Annotated in this window: 24 protein-coding genes; 11 read left to right on the top strand and 13 right to left on the bottom strand. The window is 40.2% G+C overall.

Annotated features, from left to right (window positions below):
* The first annotated feature begins 221 nt into the window (after positions 1-221).
* The 3 genes from FOF60_RS12160 (at position 222) to FOF60_RS12150 (ending at position 1834) form a co-directional block, all read left to right on the top strand.
* Positions 222-716 carry a sigma-70 family RNA polymerase sigma factor gene (locus FOF60_RS12160; RefSeq protein ID WP_225650010.1) on the top strand — a complete coding sequence of 165 codons (495 nt, stop codon included), beginning with the start codon at positions 222-224 and terminating at the stop codon, positions 714-716.
* On the top strand, positions 706-1551 hold the full coding sequence (locus FOF60_RS12155) for a hypothetical protein (protein WP_192471095.1): 846 nt from the start codon (positions 706-708) through the stop codon (positions 1549-1551). The genes FOF60_RS12160 and FOF60_RS12155 overlap by 11 nt, the downstream gene beginning before the upstream one ends.
* A 64-nt stretch (positions 1552-1615) precedes the next feature.
* Positions 1616-1834: a hypothetical protein gene (locus tag FOF60_RS12150; RefSeq protein WP_192471096.1), complete on the top strand. Its 219-nt coding sequence runs from the start codon at positions 1616-1618 to the stop codon at positions 1832-1834.
* Between the two features lie 21 nt (positions 1835-1855).
* On the opposite strand, the gene FOF60_RS12145 is transcribed toward FOF60_RS12150, so the two are convergent.
* The 3 genes from FOF60_RS12145 to FOF60_RS12135 all read right to left on the bottom strand — a co-directional run bounded on the left by FOF60_RS12145 (position 1856) and on the right by FOF60_RS12135 (position 3521).
* The gene (locus tag FOF60_RS12145; protein ID WP_192471097.1) at positions 1856-2206 is read right to left on the bottom strand and encodes a hypothetical protein; all 351 of its coding nucleotides are present in this window, start codon (positions 2204-2206) and stop codon (positions 1856-1858) included.
* Positions 2207-2241: 35 nt separating this feature from the next.
* A complete protein-coding gene (locus tag FOF60_RS12140; protein WP_192471098.1) occupies positions 2242-2397 on the bottom strand; it encodes a hypothetical protein in 156 nt (51 codons plus the stop codon).
* A gap of 110 nt (positions 2398-2507) precedes the next feature.
* Positions 2508-3521, bottom strand: a complete 1014-nt coding sequence (locus tag FOF60_RS12135) for a VanW family protein (RefSeq protein WP_192471099.1) — start codon at positions 3519-3521, stop codon at positions 2508-2510.
* Between the two features lie 168 nt (positions 3522-3689).
* Here FOF60_RS12135 and FOF60_RS12130 point away from each other — a divergent pair, with 168 nt between their 5' ends.
* Positions 3690-4127, top strand: a complete 438-nt coding sequence (locus FOF60_RS12130) for a DUF4395 domain-containing protein (protein ID WP_319801583.1) — start codon at positions 3690-3692, stop codon at positions 4125-4127.
* 126 nt (positions 4128-4253) lie between these two features.
* On the opposite strand, the gene FOF60_RS12125 is transcribed toward FOF60_RS12130, so the two are convergent.
* The gene (locus tag FOF60_RS12125) at positions 4254-5621 is read right to left on the bottom strand and encodes an MATE family efflux transporter (protein WP_192471100.1); all 1368 of its coding nucleotides are present in this window, start codon (positions 5619-5621) and stop codon (positions 4254-4256) included.
* Positions 5622-5791: 170 nt separating this feature from the next.
* On the opposite strand from FOF60_RS12125, the gene FOF60_RS12120 reads away from it, so the two are divergent.
* On the top strand, positions 5792-6628 hold the full coding sequence (locus FOF60_RS12120) for a GDSL-type esterase/lipase family protein (RefSeq protein WP_192471101.1): 837 nt from the start codon (positions 5792-5794) through the stop codon (positions 6626-6628).
* Positions 6629-6653: 25 nt separating this feature from the next.
* Here the strand turns inward: FOF60_RS12120 and FOF60_RS12115 are convergent, their stop codons facing one another.
* From FOF60_RS12115 to FOF60_RS12105, 3 genes are read right to left on the bottom strand one after another with little or no spacing between them, the layout of a single operon-like run.
* Positions 6654-6803 carry a hypothetical protein gene (locus tag FOF60_RS12115; protein ID WP_192471102.1) on the bottom strand — a complete coding sequence of 50 codons (150 nt, stop codon included), beginning with the start codon at positions 6801-6803 and terminating at the stop codon, positions 6654-6656.
* Positions 6804-6832: 29 nt separating this feature from the next.
* The gene (locus FOF60_RS12110) at positions 6833-7204 is read right to left on the bottom strand and encodes a hypothetical protein (RefSeq protein WP_192471103.1); all 372 of its coding nucleotides are present in this window, start codon (positions 7202-7204) and stop codon (positions 6833-6835) included.
* A gap of 21 nt (positions 7205-7225) precedes the next feature.
* Positions 7226-8230, bottom strand: a complete 1005-nt coding sequence (locus tag FOF60_RS12105; protein WP_251617360.1) for a DUF3231 family protein — start codon at positions 8228-8230, stop codon at positions 7226-7228.
* A 170-nt stretch (positions 8231-8400) separates the two neighbouring features.
* Here FOF60_RS12105 and FOF60_RS12100 point away from each other — a divergent pair, with 170 nt between their 5' ends.
* Entirely contained in the window at positions 8401-8775 is a 375-nt protein-coding gene (locus FOF60_RS12100; protein ID WP_192471104.1) for a hypothetical protein, read from the top strand.
* Positions 8776-8856: 81 nt separating this feature from the next.
* Here FOF60_RS12100 and FOF60_RS12095 read toward each other — a convergent pair whose 3' ends face one another.
* On the bottom strand, positions 8857-9195 hold the full coding sequence (locus tag FOF60_RS12095) for a nuclear transport factor 2 family protein (protein ID WP_192471105.1): 339 nt from the start codon (positions 9193-9195) through the stop codon (positions 8857-8859).
* Positions 9196-9273: 78 nt separating this feature from the next.
* The gene (locus FOF60_RS12090) at positions 9274-10812 is read right to left on the bottom strand and encodes a DHA2 family efflux MFS transporter permease subunit (protein WP_192471106.1); all 1539 of its coding nucleotides are present in this window, start codon (positions 10810-10812) and stop codon (positions 9274-9276) included.
* A gap of 183 nt (positions 10813-10995) precedes the next feature.
* Here FOF60_RS12090 and FOF60_RS12085 point away from each other — a divergent pair, with 183 nt between their 5' ends.
* Entirely contained in the window at positions 10996-11865 is an 870-nt protein-coding gene (locus tag FOF60_RS12085) for a TetR/AcrR family transcriptional regulator (RefSeq protein ID WP_192471107.1), read from the top strand.
* A 415-nt stretch (positions 11866-12280) separates the two neighbouring features.
* Here the strand turns inward: FOF60_RS12085 and FOF60_RS12080 are convergent, their stop codons facing one another.
* Positions 12281-12991 (bottom strand): DUF2161 domain-containing phosphodiesterase, encoded by a 711-nt coding sequence (locus tag FOF60_RS12080; protein WP_192471108.1) that lies wholly within the window; start codon positions 12989-12991, stop codon positions 12281-12283.
* 126 nt (positions 12992-13117) lie between these two features.
* On the opposite strand from FOF60_RS12080, the gene FOF60_RS12075 reads away from it, so the two are divergent.
* Positions 13118-13423, top strand: a complete 306-nt coding sequence (locus FOF60_RS12075) for a hypothetical protein (protein ID WP_192471109.1) — start codon at positions 13118-13120, stop codon at positions 13421-13423.
* 32 nt (positions 13424-13455) lie between these two features.
* Here FOF60_RS12075 and FOF60_RS12070 read toward each other — a convergent pair whose 3' ends face one another.
* The 3 genes from FOF60_RS12070 to FOF60_RS12060 all read right to left on the bottom strand — a co-directional run bounded on the left by FOF60_RS12070 (position 13456) and on the right by FOF60_RS12060 (position 15954).
* Entirely contained in the window at positions 13456-13908 is a 453-nt protein-coding gene (locus FOF60_RS12070) for an SRPBCC family protein (RefSeq protein WP_192471110.1), read from the bottom strand.
* 213 nt (positions 13909-14121) lie between these two features.
* Entirely contained in the window at positions 14122-14979 is an 858-nt protein-coding gene (locus FOF60_RS12065) for an MBL fold metallo-hydrolase (protein WP_192471111.1), read from the bottom strand.
* A 9-nt stretch (positions 14980-14988) separates the two neighbouring features.
* Positions 14989-15954, bottom strand: a complete 966-nt coding sequence (locus FOF60_RS12060; RefSeq protein WP_192471112.1) for an alpha/beta hydrolase — start codon at positions 15952-15954, stop codon at positions 14989-14991.
* Positions 15955-16117: 163 nt separating this feature from the next.
* On the opposite strand from FOF60_RS12060, the gene FOF60_RS12055 reads away from it, so the two are divergent.
* The 3 genes from FOF60_RS12055 (at position 16118) to bioB (ending at position 18310) form a co-directional block, all read left to right on the top strand.
* Positions 16118-16426, top strand: coding sequence for a hypothetical protein (locus FOF60_RS12055; protein WP_192471113.1), 309 nt, complete (start codon positions 16118-16120; stop codon positions 16424-16426).
* 282 nt (positions 16427-16708) lie between these two features.
* A complete protein-coding gene (locus FOF60_RS12050; RefSeq protein ID WP_192471114.1) occupies positions 16709-17299 on the top strand; it encodes a biotin transporter BioY in 591 nt (196 codons plus the stop codon).
* A gap of 15 nt (positions 17300-17314) precedes the next feature.
* Positions 17315-18310: a biotin synthase BioB gene (bioB, locus tag FOF60_RS12045; protein ID WP_192471115.1), complete on the top strand. Its 996-nt coding sequence runs from the start codon at positions 17315-17317 to the stop codon at positions 18308-18310.
* Positions 18311-18375 lie beyond the last annotated feature (65 nt).

Raw genomic sequence — 18375 nt, 5'->3', positions numbered from 1 at the left:
GAATATTTATCCTATCGACCATCAACATCAAATAGATAAACACGAAAATAGAATTCTCTCCTTATTTATATACTCTTTAAGTCTTTCTAAAAACCGTCGTGTATAATTTTTAGCATATGAACCTTTTATGTCACCTAAATCGTCTAAATATGAGCAAAATGAATAGAGGTGGAAAGTTGGAGCCTGGCAGAAGAACTATAACTACTGAGGAATTATTGGAGATGTTGGTTGATGAATATTCAGAACGTGTGAAACGATTGGCATATACGTATGTAAAAAGCTGGCAAGCCGCTGAGGATATTACCCAGGAAGTGTTCATTTCCTGCTATAAGAATCTGGATTCATTCCGAATCGAGAGTTCATATAAAACTTGGTTATTTAAAATTACTGTGAATAAATCCAAGGATTACTTAAAAAGCAAATGGTATAAATCGATTGTTCCTTTTGATTTCAACTGGTCCTTGTTTTCTGGAATTAAAGCGTCGCCAGAAGACGAAGTCATAGAAAAAAATGATGAATACATTCTTTCAGAGAAGGTGCTAAGGCTGCCAGCAAAATATCGTGAGGTCATCATTTTATACTATTACGAGGATTTGAACATCCGAGAAATAAGTGAATTGAGTAATATAAACCTAGATACTGTCAAAACAAGACTAAGGCGTGCCAAATCATTGCTTCGTAAAATGTACGAAGGGGTTGAACTGGATGGAGAATAAATTAAAAAACTTGCGTTCGAGCATGAACCATACTGTCTTAAAGAATGGCCGTATGAGTCAAGCGGAAAAAAAGCGTATACTAGAACAAGCAATTAATAAAAGCTATGCACAGAAAAATAAGAATTTGATTGGTCCTATTCTTTCAGTTGCAGTAACGATGGTTTTCTTACTCTCTATTGGTTCATTCACATATTATAATCTTTTTCCGGATAACCGTTCGGCAGTAACATCTCCTTCCGTCACACTTGCGGATGAAACAACCAGAGAAACTTCCAAAATAGGAACTGAAAAAGATCAGCTCACCCAAGGTTCAGGTGCGAAAGAATGGAAAGATGTAACTGTCCTTGAACCAGGAGCACATTATGATATGCCGACCAGTGCAAGGGCTTATATCGCAAGTGCTAATAGATCAATCCAAACAAAGCCCTCTGCTGATTCCAAACTAACTCAAAGAGGCTATGATGATATGTACTATTATTATTTAGAGTCAATGTCTGTGCAAAATGGACTAAATATAATAAAAGTCCAAGGAACAGATATAGAGAAAGACTTTAATAATCTATATAGCTTGACTATCATAATTCATGAGGAACAAGGAAAGCGGTTAGATGGCGTCAATATCGAAGGTGTCAGCAAATTTGATGCCCATAAATACTGGAAGGAACCTTCAGAAGAAATGAGTCAGTCAGTTGTATATTTACAAAAATTGCTGAATGACCTCGATATGACGATCAATCACGACGGAAAAGGAGAAATTCATGGATACTCCTACCAAGGTGATGGCGACAAAACAGCCGAGCTGCAGAATTTTATTGATGTTTATTTCGGCTTTTAAAATTGGATAATTAAACTGTTTTTGACAAATATTATATTCATAATGAAATCCGGGAGGGTTTTTTATGGATTATCAAAATAATATGGAATTTGAAATTCGTCATGGCTTTTTGCCCAATATGTATAACTCAGACAGATTAAAGGTTTTAGAGGTTTCAAACAGCAGCGTAATCATCAAAATGAACAACGCAGAGAATCGAAGTGTTTTTCCGGTGGATAACTTTGATTATTGGATCAAACGTGGGCTATTGGTGAATGTAAATGAAAAGAGACGGACCTCCTAATAGAAAAACAGCGGCACAATATCAGCCGCTGTTTTCTTTAGTGATGCTATACATGAAAACAATCCCTGAAGCCAGCATCGCCAGTTTAAACGTTGAATGGGATCCTACCATCAAATCTGGTATCGGATAAGAAGTTGGAATGAACCAGAAGAACGAAAAATAGATCAGCGGCAGAGTTATGAAAATATTCTTATACCAGCTGAATTTCCATTTTCCATCCTTTTGGTATTCCTTCATAATTCCCGGAATTCCGAGATAAACACCCAAAGGAAAATATAAAATAACAGCAAGGATGCTCCAAGGGTAGAGCCTAAACGTCTCCCTTCCAATATTATCAAAGCTTTGCTGAAGGTTACCAATAACAATCAGCAAAATGATAAAACCTGCTGTATACATTAAATATTTTATTACTTTGATTTATTCTCCCTCCTTAAAGAATTAATCCACTGAAACCTAGTAAGCTCTGGATAGAGTTTATAAGTTTCCCTAAAATCATCTTTCCGCTTCATTTCTTCCTTCTTTGTATTCCATATATATTCTAATGCTAAATAATTCATTTCCATATCGTTCGCCTCCCTTGTTCTTAACTTAAGAATAAGGGAATGAAGTAATGGAAACATTCACCACCAGATTGATTCTTTCTACATCTTTTGACTGAATCAGTTTAAGACCATTAAATACCTTTCTTCATTTGAGCTTCGTACTCTTTGGAGGTCCTCACTTCTACGGTCAAAGACCCTTTTCCCATTATTGCTTTCAGCAAAAGAGGCACACCAGTTGTGTTCGCAAACCTAAAATCTTTGCCTCCATATGAAACTGTTGCATCCCTTCCTTCAGGGACGTAGCCTACAGATAGGGAATGATGATGTTTTTCCACATATCCAACACCAAGTTCATCAACAGCATTGAATAAAGTGGACGAAGTCTGACAGATGCCCCCTCCTATCCCCATGACCAGCTTTTTGTTCACAATTTCTTCAGCAGGCTGATAGCCATGGGCTTCGTCGCTTGGACCGACAGTGGTATTAAAGGAAAACACATCCCCAGTGCCCAGGATTACATTATTAATCGCCTCAGCTGAAAGCTCAATATTCTTCGTCCTGCCTGCAACGGAAGCGTTAAAATAGGTTGTGTATTTTCCAACAACAACCTCGCCTAGCTGGGAAGCATCATTGATTTCGTAACCACTCGCCGTTACATAAAGTGGCAGCTCGACATTTCCCCCTTTTTCTGAAGCTTCGATGATCTTTTCAACCAGTTCCGCTTCTTCCAAAACAATTAAAGGGCTCCCTTTAATCACCTGTCCATCCGGACCAAGCTTATCCGGAATCATCCTTTGGTCGTATCCAGGAGTCGTCTCCGTCCCGCGAGCCAATTCTCGGGCCCATTTCTCCAATTCGGCTCTATACCTTGCATTGTCATTTCCATAACCCATATCCGCCGGTATAAGTGATCGAATCACTTTTTGGGTGTCAGGCTCGATCACATTCACTACAATTGGTTTAGCCTCTTCTTCTTCTTTAACAGGCTCATTTTCTTTCTCTGCATTTTCTGTTTCTTGCTCGCCCTCCTGTTCAATCACCTTATTCTCTTTCTCAGCTTTTTTTGCTGTAGGTTCCGAACATCCAGCCAATCCAATAAATACCGCAACAACTAACAGCCCAATAAACCTCATTTTTCTCCCCATGTTACCCCCATCATTCCTCTATATATTAAAAACCACCATTCCATTATATTCAGGGATACTTTTCCATATTTCCGCATGTTGTGGTAAAAAATAAAAATAAATCACCTAAGGCTTCACATTCCAAGGAAAAAAAGATAAAATACTAATAAACCAATATGAAAGGTCGGAATTAAAATAACTGATGAAATTCGCACAATTCCTCGGCCCCTGGTTAGAACAAATCAGTGGTTTATAGTCATAAGTGTAATTAGCACCTGGTTAACAGGTTTAGAATGGATTTTGGCTTTACCGTTTCTTGCTGGGATTTCAGGGCTGTTATTCGGATTTAACCCGGTAATGAAAATAGCGAGCAGTTTTCTTAGAAAGAAAAAATCGGATTATATCCCGGAGGAATGGGAACAGCAGCAGTTCAATCAGAAAATCGCTGTTGGCTGCTTAGCTGGCGGAATCATTGCCTATGTCAATGGTCTAACGTTATTAGGAAATATATTTACTATAATGGTAGCTTTAGCCGCATTTATTGCAATCCTCGGATTTTGCATTGGCTGCTTCATTCGTTTTCAATGGTCTAAATACAAACCAAAAAAACATGCAGTAAACTCTTAAGAGAGACCTTCCATTAGGTCTCTTCTTTGTTTTGGCTGTCCAACATTTTTCATTAAATTGATGTGAATAACCCTCGATGATAGAGGCATAAAAAAAGCGAGATTCCTTTTGGAACCTCACTCTTCATTAGATAACTTCTGCCAAATTAGCGTTAAAACGACGTTTTTGGATAAATATCAGTCTTAATGATAAGGATATACCAGCTGCGAGCAATCCGATTGTCAGTCCTACCCAGTATCCCGAAGCTCCAAGTCCGGTATTATGGGCCAGCAGGTACCCGACCGGAAGGCAGATGAGCCAGTATGCGATCAAGGTTATGACAAAAGAAATATTCACGTCTTTATAGCCGCGCAATGCTGCTAGCGCAGTAGCCTGGATTGCGTCAGATATCATGAAAAACAAAGCATAGATCAAAAATTGGCCAGTTAAGGCAATCACGGCAGGTTCATTCGAATAAAATCCAGCTACCTCATATCGGAAAAGCACCACTAGCAGTCCCGCTCCAACCGCAATAATAGCTCCAAGATAGATCCCCATCCAGCTATAGACTTTGGCATCATGATAACGGCCGGCCCCGACTTCAAATCCGACGAGAACCGTTTGCGCCATCGAAATACTCATTGGAATCATGTATAAAAAAGAAACGATATTCAGAGCGGACTGATAGGCGGCAATAGTAGTGATATTGAATTTACTGATCAAAATGGTGACGACGGCAAACATGCTAGTTTCAAAGAAAATCGATAATCCCATCGGGACACCGATACTCAAGATCTCCTTCACTTTCGCACCGGAAAACTCTTTGAAGTATTCCAACCCGACAAAATCCGAGAATGGCTTTTGCTTTATAATCACAACAGCAGTCATTCCCGCGATTACATAATAGGTAATCGACGTTGCATAACCTGCTCCGGCTCCGCCTAATTCAGGAAAACCCCAGTGACCAAAAATCAAGACATAGTTCAAGAAGAAATTGATTGGCAGGGACATCAGCAGGATATACATGACCACTCTTGTTTTTCCGAGCGCATAAATGAAAGACCTTAATACATTAAAAATAAATAATGGGATGATTCCAAAGCTTAATCCGGCCAGATAGCGAAAGGCCGTTTCGTGGACACCCTCGGGAAGGTTCATCGCTGTTAAAATAGGATTCAGCAGAAAAACACCCAAAACGATAACAAGTGCTGCAATGATTAATGCCAAATAAATACCATGAGTGAGAATTGAGGCTACTTCTTTTCCTTTCTTTTCACCAAACCGCTGGGCTGCAATCGGTGAAACCGCAAGAAGAATTCCACTGAGTCCGGTGAAGACCGGGCTCCAAATCGATGACCCAATGGCTACACCTGCAAGGTCTGTAGAATTATATTTTCCTGACATGATCGTATTGAAAAAGACCATTGAAAACATCCCTAATTGAGTTATCAAGATTGGGATCAGCATGACAAAAATCTGTTTAATTTTCTCTTTTGTCGAATATGTCTGGTACATCTGTGTACTCCTTGAATATATTAATTATATAATTATAACAAAATATCTTGGCTAAAACGGAAGTTTTTTCGTATCACTAAATATTATCATTATTTTAAAAATGGAAATACCCCCCTAATTATTTCCTTCAAAATCCTTGATACAATAGATATATCGAGGAGTGAATCAACATGAAAATCATAAAAATTCTGCTGCTGTCGTCCCTGCTTGCCGTCCTGTCATTTTCCGCGTGGATTTACTATCCCCAATACCAAATCAATAAAATCAAGCAGGAAAATGCACCAACAGTTGAAAATACCAATAAGCTTACCTATATAGATTATTACAAAACAATTCCAGGCAGTACCATTAACCATCTAGCTCTCGGTGACTCCATCATTCGCGGCTACAATATTCCAGAGGAAGAAAATTTCGTTAGTCAATTTTCCAGCCAGCTCAGTGTGGAAACTGGGAAACAAGTCATTTCGAATAACGTTGGTGTGATTGGTATAACAAGCGATAGGTTGAACCAGTACGTTCAGGATGGGTTGTATGACGAGGCAATTAAGGAGGCCGACCTCATAACTGTTAACGTTGGCGGCAATGATATTCTTAAATTGGTAAAGAAGAGCGATATTTACAGTGCTCTTAAATCCTTTGACAGTCTGCAAACAGATTTTTCACAAAATCTTGCTGAGATTACCACGAAAATTGGTGAATTAAATCCTTCAGCGACAATCGTACTGCTAGAGCTGTATAACCCGATGCCAGCCGATCACCAATTCTACTCCCTGGCAGATAAGCTTCTTCCAAAATGGAATTTAATGATTTATGAAGCTGCAAAAGGGACTGGGTCATCGATAGTAGTACAAACGACCAATGTCATCAACAGTGATAATTTGGAGTATTTGTCTAGTGATGGAGTGCATCCAAACTATTCTGGCAATACAGCCATATCCAGTCAGATCCTCCAGCAGTTCCAACAACAGAATAAAGCGGATGCCGTCCTGGCAAACCGCCAAAATTAAGCTGGGCTCTAAGCCTGGCTTTTATTTATTTTTGCTGTTCCTCCTGGAAATGTTCATTTAATAAGGGGTTTTCAGTTGTGGCGAAATTGACGGATTGAAGACTTGTTTCTTCATCGAGTCCAAATAATTTGGCTACTTCACTTTCGTAAGCCTCACCTTCTGTATCTTTTTTCATTTTAGTTCACCTCCGTTTAAGGATTTTATCTAAGAACGATATACCGCCTGATAGGAGTTGCTTCCCGAATGTACCGACAACAATGTGTCTGCATACCCTACCAGCACATTTATAATTTCTTCTGCCAGTCCATAGACAAGCTGATGATTTTCTTCCTCATGCAGACCAGGATCATCAAAGATGACTGTTGTATTGATAAATATATCCTTATTGCCGTATAGATTGTAATGGATTATTGCCTTCGCTGCAGCTCCCCCGCTAACAGGGTCCTTAAACCCCGGAATAAAGACATACCATTCTTCTGCTGTAGCAGAACGAAAATTCTTGGTGAACCTCATACCGGTGATTTCTCTAGAATTGCTTGAGTTTTCTATAGAAACAATCTTGTTTTGGTCGCTCATTGTTTCACCACTTATTTCAGCTTATTTCTCACTCAAATCATTACGGTCTGCTGCGAGTGGCGGCTGTTCAAGCCAGCCTTCATCGATCATGATATTAGCTCCATCCTCAGCAAATAATAAAATTTCTGCATTTAACCGGGCGTATATGGCTGCAATATCCTTTCTTTGACTCGCCGCAACAGACATTCCGTAGTTGCCGCTGCCGGAAAAATTCATAAGTCCAAAATGGAACATCAGCAATTTATCCGAAAAAGGAGGTTCCTGTGATTTGGTAACTTCATGGTCCCACGTCATTGGTACTGGAAGATTTTCATCACGTAGATACCCGGAGAATATTTTGATGTGTTTTTCAGAGATTTCTTTCCCTCTCAGTAAATACTTTCTTACCTTCTTGGACTGGGCGATCTGGCTAAATCCGATTGAAAGTGCTTCACCTAGTTTATTTGTTTGTATATTCGCGTACAGATGAGTAATCTCCATCGCCGTCAAGGGCCTTTTATCACCTATAAAGCCTGATAAAAAGGAATCTTTCTGTATGAATTCATTTTTATCAGGATAAGGGATATATGCGGGCCGGACTGCTAACCCTTTTTGTTGTAATAATTTTGTCGTCTCATTGCTCAATTCAATTGCCGAATGTAAACATTTAGTATAGAAAGATAAAACATCACTTCTGAATACATGGGGCTGAATGAAACCATAAAGAGCCAGGCCACCTCTTGACATGTGCTTAATGTAACTCAAATAGAATGCATCTGAAAATAACCGTGGAGCATGCTTGTTTACATCCTGTGCCGTAAAACCTATTGGAACAGGTATATTTTCTTTAATAAATATTTCTTTGATATGTTCAACATGTTGTACTGATATATCCAGTGCGTGTTCCACCACTTTTTTAATCTCGGGATCCACCACTGTTTCAAGGAAATGCCCAAAAACACAAACAGACATTGTATCTCCGAGATAATTTTGGTGAAGAGCTGCTAATTCGGCTGATGTCAATTGGATGTTGTTGTGTTTTGCCACTTCTTTCAAACCCTTCTGTGTATTTAGGGATAGATTCCCCCTTAAAAACGAAATTATAATGGTATAACTCCACCGGTTATGGTCCTCATTTACAGTTTTTTTACCTGATATTCGTTGCAAACTATTGCAGGAACATTGTTTCCACGACTATATTATTGGGAGGAAAACAGATGCATACCATTCAGCATGGGTTACAGCAAGTGAATCAAACACGCCAGATCGCTCAGCAGTTGATTCAACAGACTCAGCAGGGCAGCCAGCAATATCGGATGATGCTGCAGCAGGAACAACAGAACATCCACATGCTTGAACAAATGCTTCAGCGTGAGAAACAGGCGGCGCAAATGATTGAGGTTAGCCTTCGAAATCATGATCTTGCCATTAACCGATGCCAGGAAGTCATCAATTTATGCTCCCAGATGGCGAGTGAGCTATCTGGCAACAATGTTTCCACTTATGGATTCCAGACTGCCATGCAGCAACCGGTTCATTATCAGCAGCAGTCTGTGTCCCAATTCATGCAACAGCCTTCTTTTAACCAGTAGGACAGCATTATTCCCAGCAGTCCACCGCAATTTAAAAGCCAGCACCTTGTCGAACTGGTGCTGGCTTTCTATTTGCTGAGATTATAAAAACCAAACCTTCACAATCTTTTCGCCTTCAATTTCATATATGGCAACAGCTTTTTTCGGTTCAGAGTTTTCCCTTCCTGTTACAAGTTCATGGTCCACGACCTTGTTGCCATGGACCATTCTGGCCAATAATTCCGCATGGTTATTGGGATGCTCTTTAAAAAGCTTGCCATATCTGGTTCGCATTTCTTCAATACCTCGAGTAGTCACATTATTACCAGGAAACTCCATAATCACTACATCATCACTATAAACAGATAAAAACTCTTGTAAATCTTGTTTGTTATAAGCGTCAAGCTGCTTTTGCGCGAGCATTTCTGAGATTTTTTCCATTGATGTTCTCCCTATCTATCAATTAAAATTTGTTTACTTTTTATTATACAAAACCCCCTGGTATACAGGGGGAAGAAATTAATTATTAACTAATTTATGAGAAGGTTTTTTGGCAGGAGCCTTTTTGCCAATTGTGTCCTCTGCCTGTGTTGCTCGTTTGATAAAGAAAGCAAGCACCAACGCAATCGCTGACAAGAATACAGTGACAAAAAATGCGTCATTGATTCCCTGCAGCATCGCTTGCATGGCAATCTGCTGCTCCATTTCCGCTTTTACGGCAGGAGTTACAGCTTTACCTGCTGCAGCAGCTTCTTTGAGTGCTGAGGCTGCTAGTTCTTTGCCATAGGATTCTGCACGCATTGACATCACCGTAACCAGCAAGGCTGTTCCAATTGCACCAGAAACCTGCTGCAGCGTATTGTTCATTGCTGTGCCGTGTGGATAATAACGAGCTGGCAGCTGGTTTAGTCCATTTGTGTTAACAGGCATATTAACCATCGACATGCCGAACATACGAACTGTATAAAGGATGATCAGCTGAGTATAAGTTGTTTCCATTGAAAGCTTGCTGAAATAGTAGCTCGTCACTAGCGTAATGATCAAACCGATGACAGCCATAGCGCGGCCGCCAAACTTATCAAATAATTTACCAGTAATCGGAGACATAATGGCCATGGCAATAGCACCCGGCAACAACATTAAGCCCGCATCCAATGGTGAAATTCCGCGTATTGTCTGCACGTAGATTGGCAGAAGCAGCATTCCAGAGAACATTGCCATTGTCACGATCATCGAAATAACTGAAGATAAAGCAAACATTGGATACTTATAAATCCTGAAATTCAACATCGGATTATCCTGGCGTAATTGACGAAGGATAAAGACGATAAGTGATACTGCGCCTATCGATAAAGTTAGATAGACATGTGGACTGTCCCATCCCTTCGAACCGGCAGAGCTGAAACCGTACAGGAGTCCGCCAAATCCTACGCTCGATAGTGATAAAGAAATGATGTCCAAACGCATATGCACTTTCTCTTTTTTATCTTTTAACAGGAAGAATCCGAGTAACAAGACCGTAGCAGCGATTGGGGTTACAAAATGGAAAAGCATCCTCCAATCGTAATGCTCAATGAGCCAGCCTGAAAGTGTCGGACCGATAGCGGGTGCGAACATAAGCACCAAACCGAACACTCCCATTGCGGTCCCGCGTTTTTCAATTGGGAAACTTATAAGCATGACATTCATTAAAAGCGGCATCATGATCGCTGTACCTGAAGCCTGGATCATCCGCCCTGCCAATAATATCGGGAATATATGCGCAGCTCCTGATAAGATCGTACCCAATGTGAATAAACCCATTGCGGTCAAAAATAAATTCCTTACCGAATACTTTTGGATCAAGTACGCACTAAGAGGAATCATGATTCCACTGATGAGCATGAACCCGGTTGTCAGCCATTGGACTGTCGTTGCTTCTACCTCAAGGTCAGTCATGATCGAAGGCAAAGCAATATTGAGCAATGTATTATTTAAAAATGCAATAAAAGCCCCAACAATTAATACCGCCAATATTCCATAGGGCGGTTTGTCAGGTGTTTTCATATTTTGTTCCATTCTATATCCCCCTAAAATTGTTCACAAATTTGTAAACAATGTGATTGCATAGACACTAGCATATACCATCGGTACAATTTTTGCAACGTTTTTAAATCCCCTTAACAAAGGGATTTGTAAAGACCGAAAATTTAATGTAGTATATTTTTTATACAATCGGTATAAAAAGGTCAAGGTGATGAAATGAACGACAGAAAGCGGCATGTAATTGAAAAAGCACATCAGCTATTCATAGAAAAAGGATTCCAGGCCACCTCTATTCAGGATATCCTCGATTACAGCGGAATATCAAAAGGAACCTTCTATAACTATTTCTCATCCAAGAATCAATTGCTTATGGATATTTTTAAAACTGCCTTCAGAAAGATGGAGATTGATCGTAATGGATTGCTGCTTGGCCAGGATTCCGGTGACGCGGAAATCTTTATCAGCCAGATCGAATTTCAGATGAATGCAAACCGTAAAAATAAAATCGTCCCGCTATTTGAAGAAGTGTTTTTCTCAGGAGATAAAGAGCTTAAGCAATTCATTGAAGTGGGACAAATGAAGATATTACGCTGGTTTTCTGATCGGCTAGGTGACATCACGGATGATATTTGCCAGCCATACCTTCTCGATGCTGCCATTATGCTTAATGGAATCCTGCTTCAGAATATTAGATTTCATCGTAAAGCGAACGGTGAGGCAGCTAGTTTACGTCCAGTTGTCCAGTATAGTGTAAATCGAATTTTGAAAATGCTTGAAGAGCTGGCGCTAACTGGAGACCAATTGCTGCCCCCCGAAACCTTGGATAACTGGCTTCCGGTGTCTGCAACTGAGTCAGTTGACTGGAGGATGAAAATACAATCAGTACTATCCCGACTGAAAAAACTTGATTGCAATAACAGTGATTATCTCAGAAAGCTGGATTTCATCGAGGAAGAAATCCTTCGATCATCATCACCAAGAAAATTCCTCATTGACAGTGTCCTGTTATCAATGAACACGGTCGATAAAAGTGAACTCGATGAATTAAAATCACTGTTAGACGAAAATCTGCTTGAGAAGGCATAAAAAAACGGGGAGAAAACAGTTTAGTTGTTTCTCCCCGTTTTTTTTTATTTTAATGTGAAGGTTATGGTTGCGGCGGTCTTTGCTTTGCTTATATGTTATCGGAATTTAGTTTTTCTCGCTATATTGGTAGATGAACGATATAAAAGCAAGCATAAGTTGCTTAATTTTTGCATTTTAGTCTAATTCGCAACTAAAATCCCCTTAAATTATGCCTATTTGCTAGCGAATTTATTTTTAAAACAAAATTTATTGGCGGTTTTCACAACTTTATTGGCGAAAATAAAAATATATTGGCGAACTGGAAATTTTAAGCGTTTTTTACCAGTTAACTTTAAATACTGTTACTTTCTATGGAATTTTAATTTGCAGTTTCAAATAATGTTGACACAACCCGATTCACTTCCGCAGCTCTAAATCAATCTTCCGTTTTCAATCCACCTAAGTAATATTCTACAAGCTCAGGATAGTCTTTAAGATCGGCCTTTCCCTGCTCGGTGATGACATAAATACCTCTCTCCACTCGTTCAAACCATTTGTAATAGTTTTTCTGCAGAATCAAGGGTGTCTTATCCCCTGTTCCGAGTGCAACAAGCGCTTTTGGAGACATTTGTCCAAGTTTTTCAAGGTAACAGGCGATTTGGATGCAATTTTCTTTGTAGGCAGTCATGATCTTGGTTTTGTTGCTTCCGCCGATATTGTAATCAGCGCTTCTTCCTTCTATTTCTTTAATCAAGGCTACTTTCTTCCTGGTGTTCTTGCTGGTCATGCGCTTATATGGTTCCGGGTGAACCTTGAACTCAATCTTTTTTTGATTTCCAGCTAACGATACAATAATCAGGCCCAGTTCAAGCCTTCTTACTAACTGGGTTATATCATTCCAGCGTTTCCTTGATATCCTCTTTGGTTTCGGAATCGCGATATATACAAGATCAGTCAGGCGCTGTCTTCTCGTTGCCTGAAGCAAAAGATCAATTTTCAGGTTCAGTTTTAATTCGACGATAATGAGTTCTTCATCCTTAACAGCCGTTAAATCGCAATCGTGTACTTCACCATTGACTCGGTAGCCTTGTTTGGAAAAATGTTTTCGGATTGGCTCATATAAATCGGCTTCATATAGTTTCGTCATGTGTCAACCCTTCTGTCATTCCTTCGATTTTTTCTATCATTATAGCAAACTTTTTCAATGAATTAAGTCATTTAGACAAGCCCGCTTCATATAATGTTTACGGATTATGCAGTGGAGGATAAACAAATGAGGGTATTATTGCTGTTTTTACTGACTCTTCTTCTTGGACTGATGGTTTTCCTGAAGTTTGAAATGGACGTAGCGCGACAAGTTTCCAATGAGGTTGAAACAGAGTATTTTACTGAAGAATACACCATCAATAAGGTTGACAGCTCTGGATATTATGGGGAAAGCGCGGATGGTAGAAGCATTTATTTTAAAAAAGAAAAAGTGGAATCATCCCAAAAAATAAAAAATGGAGATGATGTAATTCTGTATTTTGACAAAAGTGGACGGATTGATGGACCAGTGAAAATTGAGAAAACAGAATAGGGAGCCAGTGTTATGCGAGCTCCCTGCAACTTTCACCGAATTGCTTTTCTTTGCTCAAGTTTCTCCGCGATTGCTTCGGTAAGCTCCTGCCCGCTTTTCGGGAGTGAGTTCTTCATGACAGCATTCATGACAGGTGCAAGGGCACCTTCTGCCGTCATTTGCAGATAACCAGTCATCTTTGTCCGGTTTTGACCAAGGCTTTCTGCGTTAAAATAACCATTTCCAGCCAGGTTTTCATTAATACCCTTCAATTCAAAGGTCACTCTAGTTGGTTCAATCCACTCCTTGATCGTAACCTGTAAGCTGATTTTCTTTTTCAAAACACCTACCGTTTCCTTAAAGGTCCAGTTAGACTGCTTATCATTCAGCTTTTCGTGACTAATATACCCAGGCAATAAAGGTGCCCAGTTGTCCATGTCTTTCACGAAATCCCAGACCTGTTCGATTGGCACATCAATCATGATGTCGTGCTTTCCTTCTGGCATGCTCTCTCCTCCTTTGATGAATATCCTTTAAGAGATATATGTTTTTCAAACGGATTTATACTTTGTCCTTTTTTTAAGTAACTCGCTGCGAACGGACCACTTAGAGATGATTGCGGTTATCGCAGAGATGGAGAGCTCCTGCATTTAATCACAAACAGCACCCCATTCGTATTTACCCTGGTAAAAATAAAAACACACCTAATTGGGTGTGTTTCATCTCGCCTCAAATCCATTGACGAAGTATTCAATTGTTTCGAGTTCTTCCTCTGCAAGGTCTCTATTAACCTTTTTTCTATAGTCCTCGATCATCATTTTAGAATCTCCATGATGCTTTTCAGTTAAATCAGCGATAGATCTAAGGAGATTCGCTTCCTGAAAGAATTCTTCTTTAGAAAGTATCCCTGAATGTGACAGTATGTAGGTGTCAGCATCAAAGGCTTCAATTTTACTGAGCAAATCTCTTATTCCCTCGATTGTATAGTTATCTTTAACAGCAAAGATATCTGGATAAATGCTGTCAGCCAGGAATAGTATCTTTTCCTCTTTGACATAAATGACAACCGAATCTTCTGCATGGTCACCACCTACATGCTTGATGATACAAGTTATTTCGCCAAGGTCAATCTCCATTTCTTCTTTAAAGGTCATCTCTGGCAGGGTTATTGTAATGTCCCGATTATCGGGAAACTCTTGTTTTATAGCATTCGCGCAAAATTCAATTTCTGTTCCTTCTTCTACCCTTTGATCTATTGCCTCATCTGACCAGGATAAATGGCGCAGCTTATCAATTTCCTTCTTCGTTTTTCCAGAAGAGATGGATATAGTATTTCCAAGCGCAGACAGTCCGAAAATATGGTCCCAATGCCAATGTGTCAAAACCACATAAGCGGGCGCAGATACACCTTGCTCTTTAACCATATCCATGAAAAGAGTAACGTGCGCTTCAGAGTTTCCAGCGTCAATCATCAGTGTTTTTTCTTTCCCTGCAACTATACCGAGGATCGGCCTGTCTGTCTCAGAAACAGGCGTCATATACCAAAAACGCTCGCCTATTCTTTCAATTGTTTGCATGAAATTCACCTATTTTCCTATGGCTTTCGTCCAGAAGGCCTTTAATTTTTCTTGATACTCCTGCTCAGCGATTGTATATGCTTCCGTATGACCGGCGCCTGGGACAATCCAAAGCTCTTTATCACTGTTTGCTCTTTCAAAAATACGTATTCCCATTTCAGTTGGGACTAATGCATCCTTGTCACCGTGGATGATGAGTAAAGGAAGTTTATTTTTCGCAACACTGTCAATAGCCGAGGCTTCTGCAAAAGTGTAGCCTGCCCGTAAATTCGTAATCACACTGGTAACCTGCATCACCGGGAATGATGGGAGCTTATACATGTATTTCAATTGGTGGCTTAGTTCTTCAAGCACCGTCGTATACCCACTGTCAGCTATTATTCCCTTAACCTGCTCCGGCAGCTTTTCCCCGCTCGCCATCAGGACGGTCGCAGCACCCATGGAAAAACCGTGCAGAAAAATTTCATCAGCCCCAGCTTCTTCAGCTAAGAATTGAGACCACCGCACATAATCCTTGCGATCATGCCAGCCATAACCTATATAGTCCCCTTCGCTAAGGCCGTGCCCCCTCGCATCAGGCTTAAGAATATCATACCCCTGCTCATAATAAAACTTCGTGATTCCTGGCATCTGTTCACTGTTCCCTTTATAACCGTGAGCTAGAATCACAGCTTTCCCAGAGGACTGATCATTCTTTAAAAAACGAGCCTTCAGCCTTAGTCCGTCTTCTGATTTAATTTCGACCACTTCAAATTTTTGTTTCTTGGTCCAGGCTGTAATTTCCTCCAACTTCTTCTGCTCCTCTTCTTCACTTAACAGTTTGGCTGCCGTGACACTTTCCCCGCCGCCATGGAGTTCTACAGATTCCTGGCTCCGATTTATGGCGACATTATAAAAGTAATTCCCTGCAGCAGTCAGTCCGATGAAAATTGCCAGAATGATCCCGCCTGCAATCCAAATGATCTTTTTCTTCACAGTAATGTATCCCCTTTATCCGATTTAGATGCAAAAACATCTTCGATTAAAAATATTTTACCAGAAAGATAGTCTAAAAAGACCAGCCATGGAAAAAAAGTAAAAGTTAGTCTGTATTATATCTTGGGTATAAGTAAATAAAACCGATAGGAGGCTGATCGCAATGGAAATTGAGAAAAAGCATGTCCTCAAATCATACAAAAACGAAAAAGAAGAAATAGATTCAATCGGGAAGATAAAAGATGAAAAAGATCATCCTGTCAACAGTTCCATTTCAGGCTATAATGTCGAAAAAAAATCGACCAAAGAGTATCCAACGAATGCTTTCAGTCCAGGGGAGCTGGATATGGGGGAACCCGCTTTTGAAGATTACAAGGATGACCCAACAGAGAACCCCGAATTAGAAACTGATAAAAACAAGGATATAGATCGTCCATTGCCTGAACGGGCAATGCATAATCGCGTTAGATAATACAAGGTGCACGGATTATCCGTGCACCTTGTTTATTTTTAACGACCAACTGTAAAGGATTTTAACAACAAAAACAGCCTTCGTTTAAAAATCGATAAAAACGTTCCACTGTAAAACCTGCTATCTCAAAATCTACAAGTTTTAATTACGCTCATAACTTCTAATCTCCTAAACTCAAGGGTTTATTGATCGATATTTGTTAACTTAATTATTTTTAAGTTGACATAAAATATTCAAAAAGTTTATTCTGAATTTATATTACAGAAAAGGAGAGCAATTTACATGAAGTTTAAAGCACTTGATTTAACTCTGGCATCCATGTTCGTAGGCCTTATGGCTATTGGGGCGAACATAACATCGTTTGTGCCGTTTATGACAGTTGGCGGGGTACCGATTACACTCCAAACCTTTTTTGCGATTCTGGCAGGGATCATCCTTGGGAGCCGGCTGGGAGCAATTTCAATGACTGTATACGCGCTAGTTGGTTTAGTGGGTGTACCGGTGTTTGCCAAGTTCGGCGCTGGCATGTCTACTTTCATAAGTCCAACATTCGGATTTATCCTTTCATTTATCCTAACAGCCTATGTTGCAGGTAAAGTTGTTGAAAAGAACCGCACTTTATCAGCTTTTATCATTGCATCATTAATTGGTCTTGTTATCAATTATGTATTCGGAACGAACTGGATGTACTTTGCTTATAAATTCTGGGCCGCTGCACCAGAGGGCTTTACCTATAAAATGGCTTGGCTATGGATGGTTGCCCCTCTTCCCAAAGACATCATCCTTGCTGTATTCGCCGGCATGTTGGGTCACAGACTCGAAAAATCTGTTTTGTCCAAAGGCAGTTTCAAGCATTTAAGAAAAACAGCTTAAAAGGGGGATCAATGAATGGGATACTGGAAGGATTTAGCGCAGGGCGTACTTGGTGGGAACGAGCTGACTGATGCAAAGGCTTTAAGTATACTTGAATGTCCCGACCTGGAACTGCTCGAATTACTCCAGGCAGCATACACGATACGCCATCACTATTATGGAAATCGGGTTAAGCTAAATATGATTATCAATACAAAATCGGGAATGTGTCCAGAAAATTGCGGTTATTGTGCGCAGTCGAGCGTCTCCGAGGCCCCTATCCAAAAGTATCGGATGATGGATAAGGACACGATCCTAAAAGGAGCAGAACAGGCGTTTAACCTGAATGCCGGCACTTATTGCATCGTTGCAAGCGGCAGAGGACCAAGTGAAAAGGAAATTGATACTGTTACTTCGGCAGTGGAGGAAATCAAAGCGAAATATGGCCTGAAGGTTTGCGCCTGTCTAGGAATTCTCAAACCTTCACAAGCTGAAAGACTCAAGTCTGCTGGTGTTGACCGATATAACCATAATCTCAATACTTCCTCTAACCATCACAATGCCATCACGACATCGCATACATATGAAGATCGCGTTAATACTGTAGAGCTTGTTAAAAATTCCGGAATTTCACCATGCTCCGGAGTGATTATAGGAATGAAGGAAACAAAGCAAGATGTAATCGAAATGGCCAGGAGCCTGAAGGCACTGGACGCCGATTCAATTCCAGTCAATTTCCTCCACGCGATTGACGGTACCCCTCTTGAGGGAACCGATGAATTGAATCCTCGATATTGCCTAAAAGTCCTTTGCCTGATGCGATTCATCAATCCAACAAAAGAAATCAGGATTTCCGGTGGCAGAGAAGTTAATTTGCGAAGCCTGCAGCCTCTTGGCCTTTACCCTGCCAACTCAATCTTTGTTGGAGATTATCTGACAACAGCAGGGCAAGAAACGACTGCTGACCATAAAATGCTTCAGGATTTGGGGTTTGAAATTGAATTTACGAAAGAAGAAATAACAGTTAATTAGCATCAACAACAAGAACGCCTGGGTTTTCCCAGGCGTTCTTGTTGTTTTACAAATACTCTATATGA

The organism is Mesobacillus jeotgali (assembly GCF_014856545.2).
Lineage (GTDB): Bacteria > Bacillota > Bacilli > Bacillales > Cytobacillaceae > Mesobacillus.
This window is presented reverse-complemented; position numbering and strand designations above follow the sequence as displayed.

Excerpts from the sequence above, each read along its gene's own strand:
- FOF60_RS12160 (WP_225650010.1), top strand. The coding sequence starts at position 222 with ATGTTGGTTGATGAATATTCAGAACGTGTGAAACGATTGGCATATACG.
- FOF60_RS12155 (WP_192471095.1), top strand. The coding sequence starts at position 706 with ATGGAGAATAAATTAAAAAACTTGCGTTCGAGCATGAACCATACTGTC.
- FOF60_RS12150 (WP_192471096.1), top strand. The coding sequence starts at position 1,616 with ATGGATTATCAAAATAATATGGAATTTGAAATTCGTCATGGCTTTTTG.
- FOF60_RS12140 (WP_192471098.1), bottom strand. The coding sequence starts at position 2,397 with ATGGAAATGAATTATTTAGCATTAGAATATATATGGAATACAAAGAAG.
- FOF60_RS12135 (WP_192471099.1), bottom strand. The coding sequence starts at position 3,521 with ATGGGGAGAAAAATGAGGTTTATTGGGCTGTTAGTTGTTGCGGTATTT.
- FOF60_RS12125 (WP_192471100.1), bottom strand. The coding sequence starts at position 5,621 with ATGTACCAGACATATTCGACAAAAGAGAAAATTAAACAGATTTTTGTC.
- FOF60_RS12120 (WP_192471101.1), top strand. The coding sequence starts at position 5,792 with ATGAAAATCATAAAAATTCTGCTGCTGTCGTCCCTGCTTGCCGTCCTG.
- FOF60_RS12115 (WP_192471102.1), bottom strand. The coding sequence starts at position 6,803 with ATGAAAAAAGATACAGAAGGTGAGGCTTACGAAAGTGAAGTAGCCAAA.
- FOF60_RS12110 (WP_192471103.1), bottom strand. The coding sequence starts at position 7,204 with ATGAGCGACCAAAACAAGATTGTTTCTATAGAAAACTCAAGCAATTCT.
- FOF60_RS12100 (WP_192471104.1), top strand. The coding sequence starts at position 8,401 with ATGCATACCATTCAGCATGGGTTACAGCAAGTGAATCAAACACGCCAG.
- FOF60_RS12095 (WP_192471105.1), bottom strand. The coding sequence starts at position 9,195 with ATGGAAAAAATCTCAGAAATGCTCGCGCAAAAGCAGCTTGACGCTTAT.
- FOF60_RS12090 (WP_192471106.1), bottom strand. The coding sequence starts at position 10,812 with ATGGAACAAAATATGAAAACACCTGACAAACCGCCCTATGGAATATTG.
- FOF60_RS12085 (WP_192471107.1), top strand. The coding sequence starts at position 10,996 with ATGAACGACAGAAAGCGGCATGTAATTGAAAAAGCACATCAGCTATTC.
- FOF60_RS12080 (WP_192471108.1), bottom strand. The coding sequence starts at position 12,991 with ATGACGAAACTATATGAAGCCGATTTATATGAGCCAATCCGAAAACAT.
- FOF60_RS12075 (WP_192471109.1), top strand. The coding sequence starts at position 13,118 with ATGAGGGTATTATTGCTGTTTTTACTGACTCTTCTTCTTGGACTGATG.
- FOF60_RS12070 (WP_192471110.1), bottom strand. The coding sequence starts at position 13,908 with ATGCCAGAAGGAAAGCACGACATCATGATTGATGTGCCAATCGAACAG.
- FOF60_RS12065 (WP_192471111.1), bottom strand. The coding sequence starts at position 14,979 with ATGCAAACAATTGAAAGAATAGGCGAGCGTTTTTGGTATATGACGCCT.
- FOF60_RS12055 (WP_192471113.1), top strand. The coding sequence starts at position 16,118 with ATGGAAATTGAGAAAAAGCATGTCCTCAAATCATACAAAAACGAAAAA.
- FOF60_RS12050 (WP_192471114.1), top strand. The coding sequence starts at position 16,709 with ATGAAGTTTAAAGCACTTGATTTAACTCTGGCATCCATGTTCGTAGGC.
- bioB (WP_192471115.1), top strand. The coding sequence starts at position 17,315 with ATGGGATACTGGAAGGATTTAGCGCAGGGCGTACTTGGTGGGAACGAG.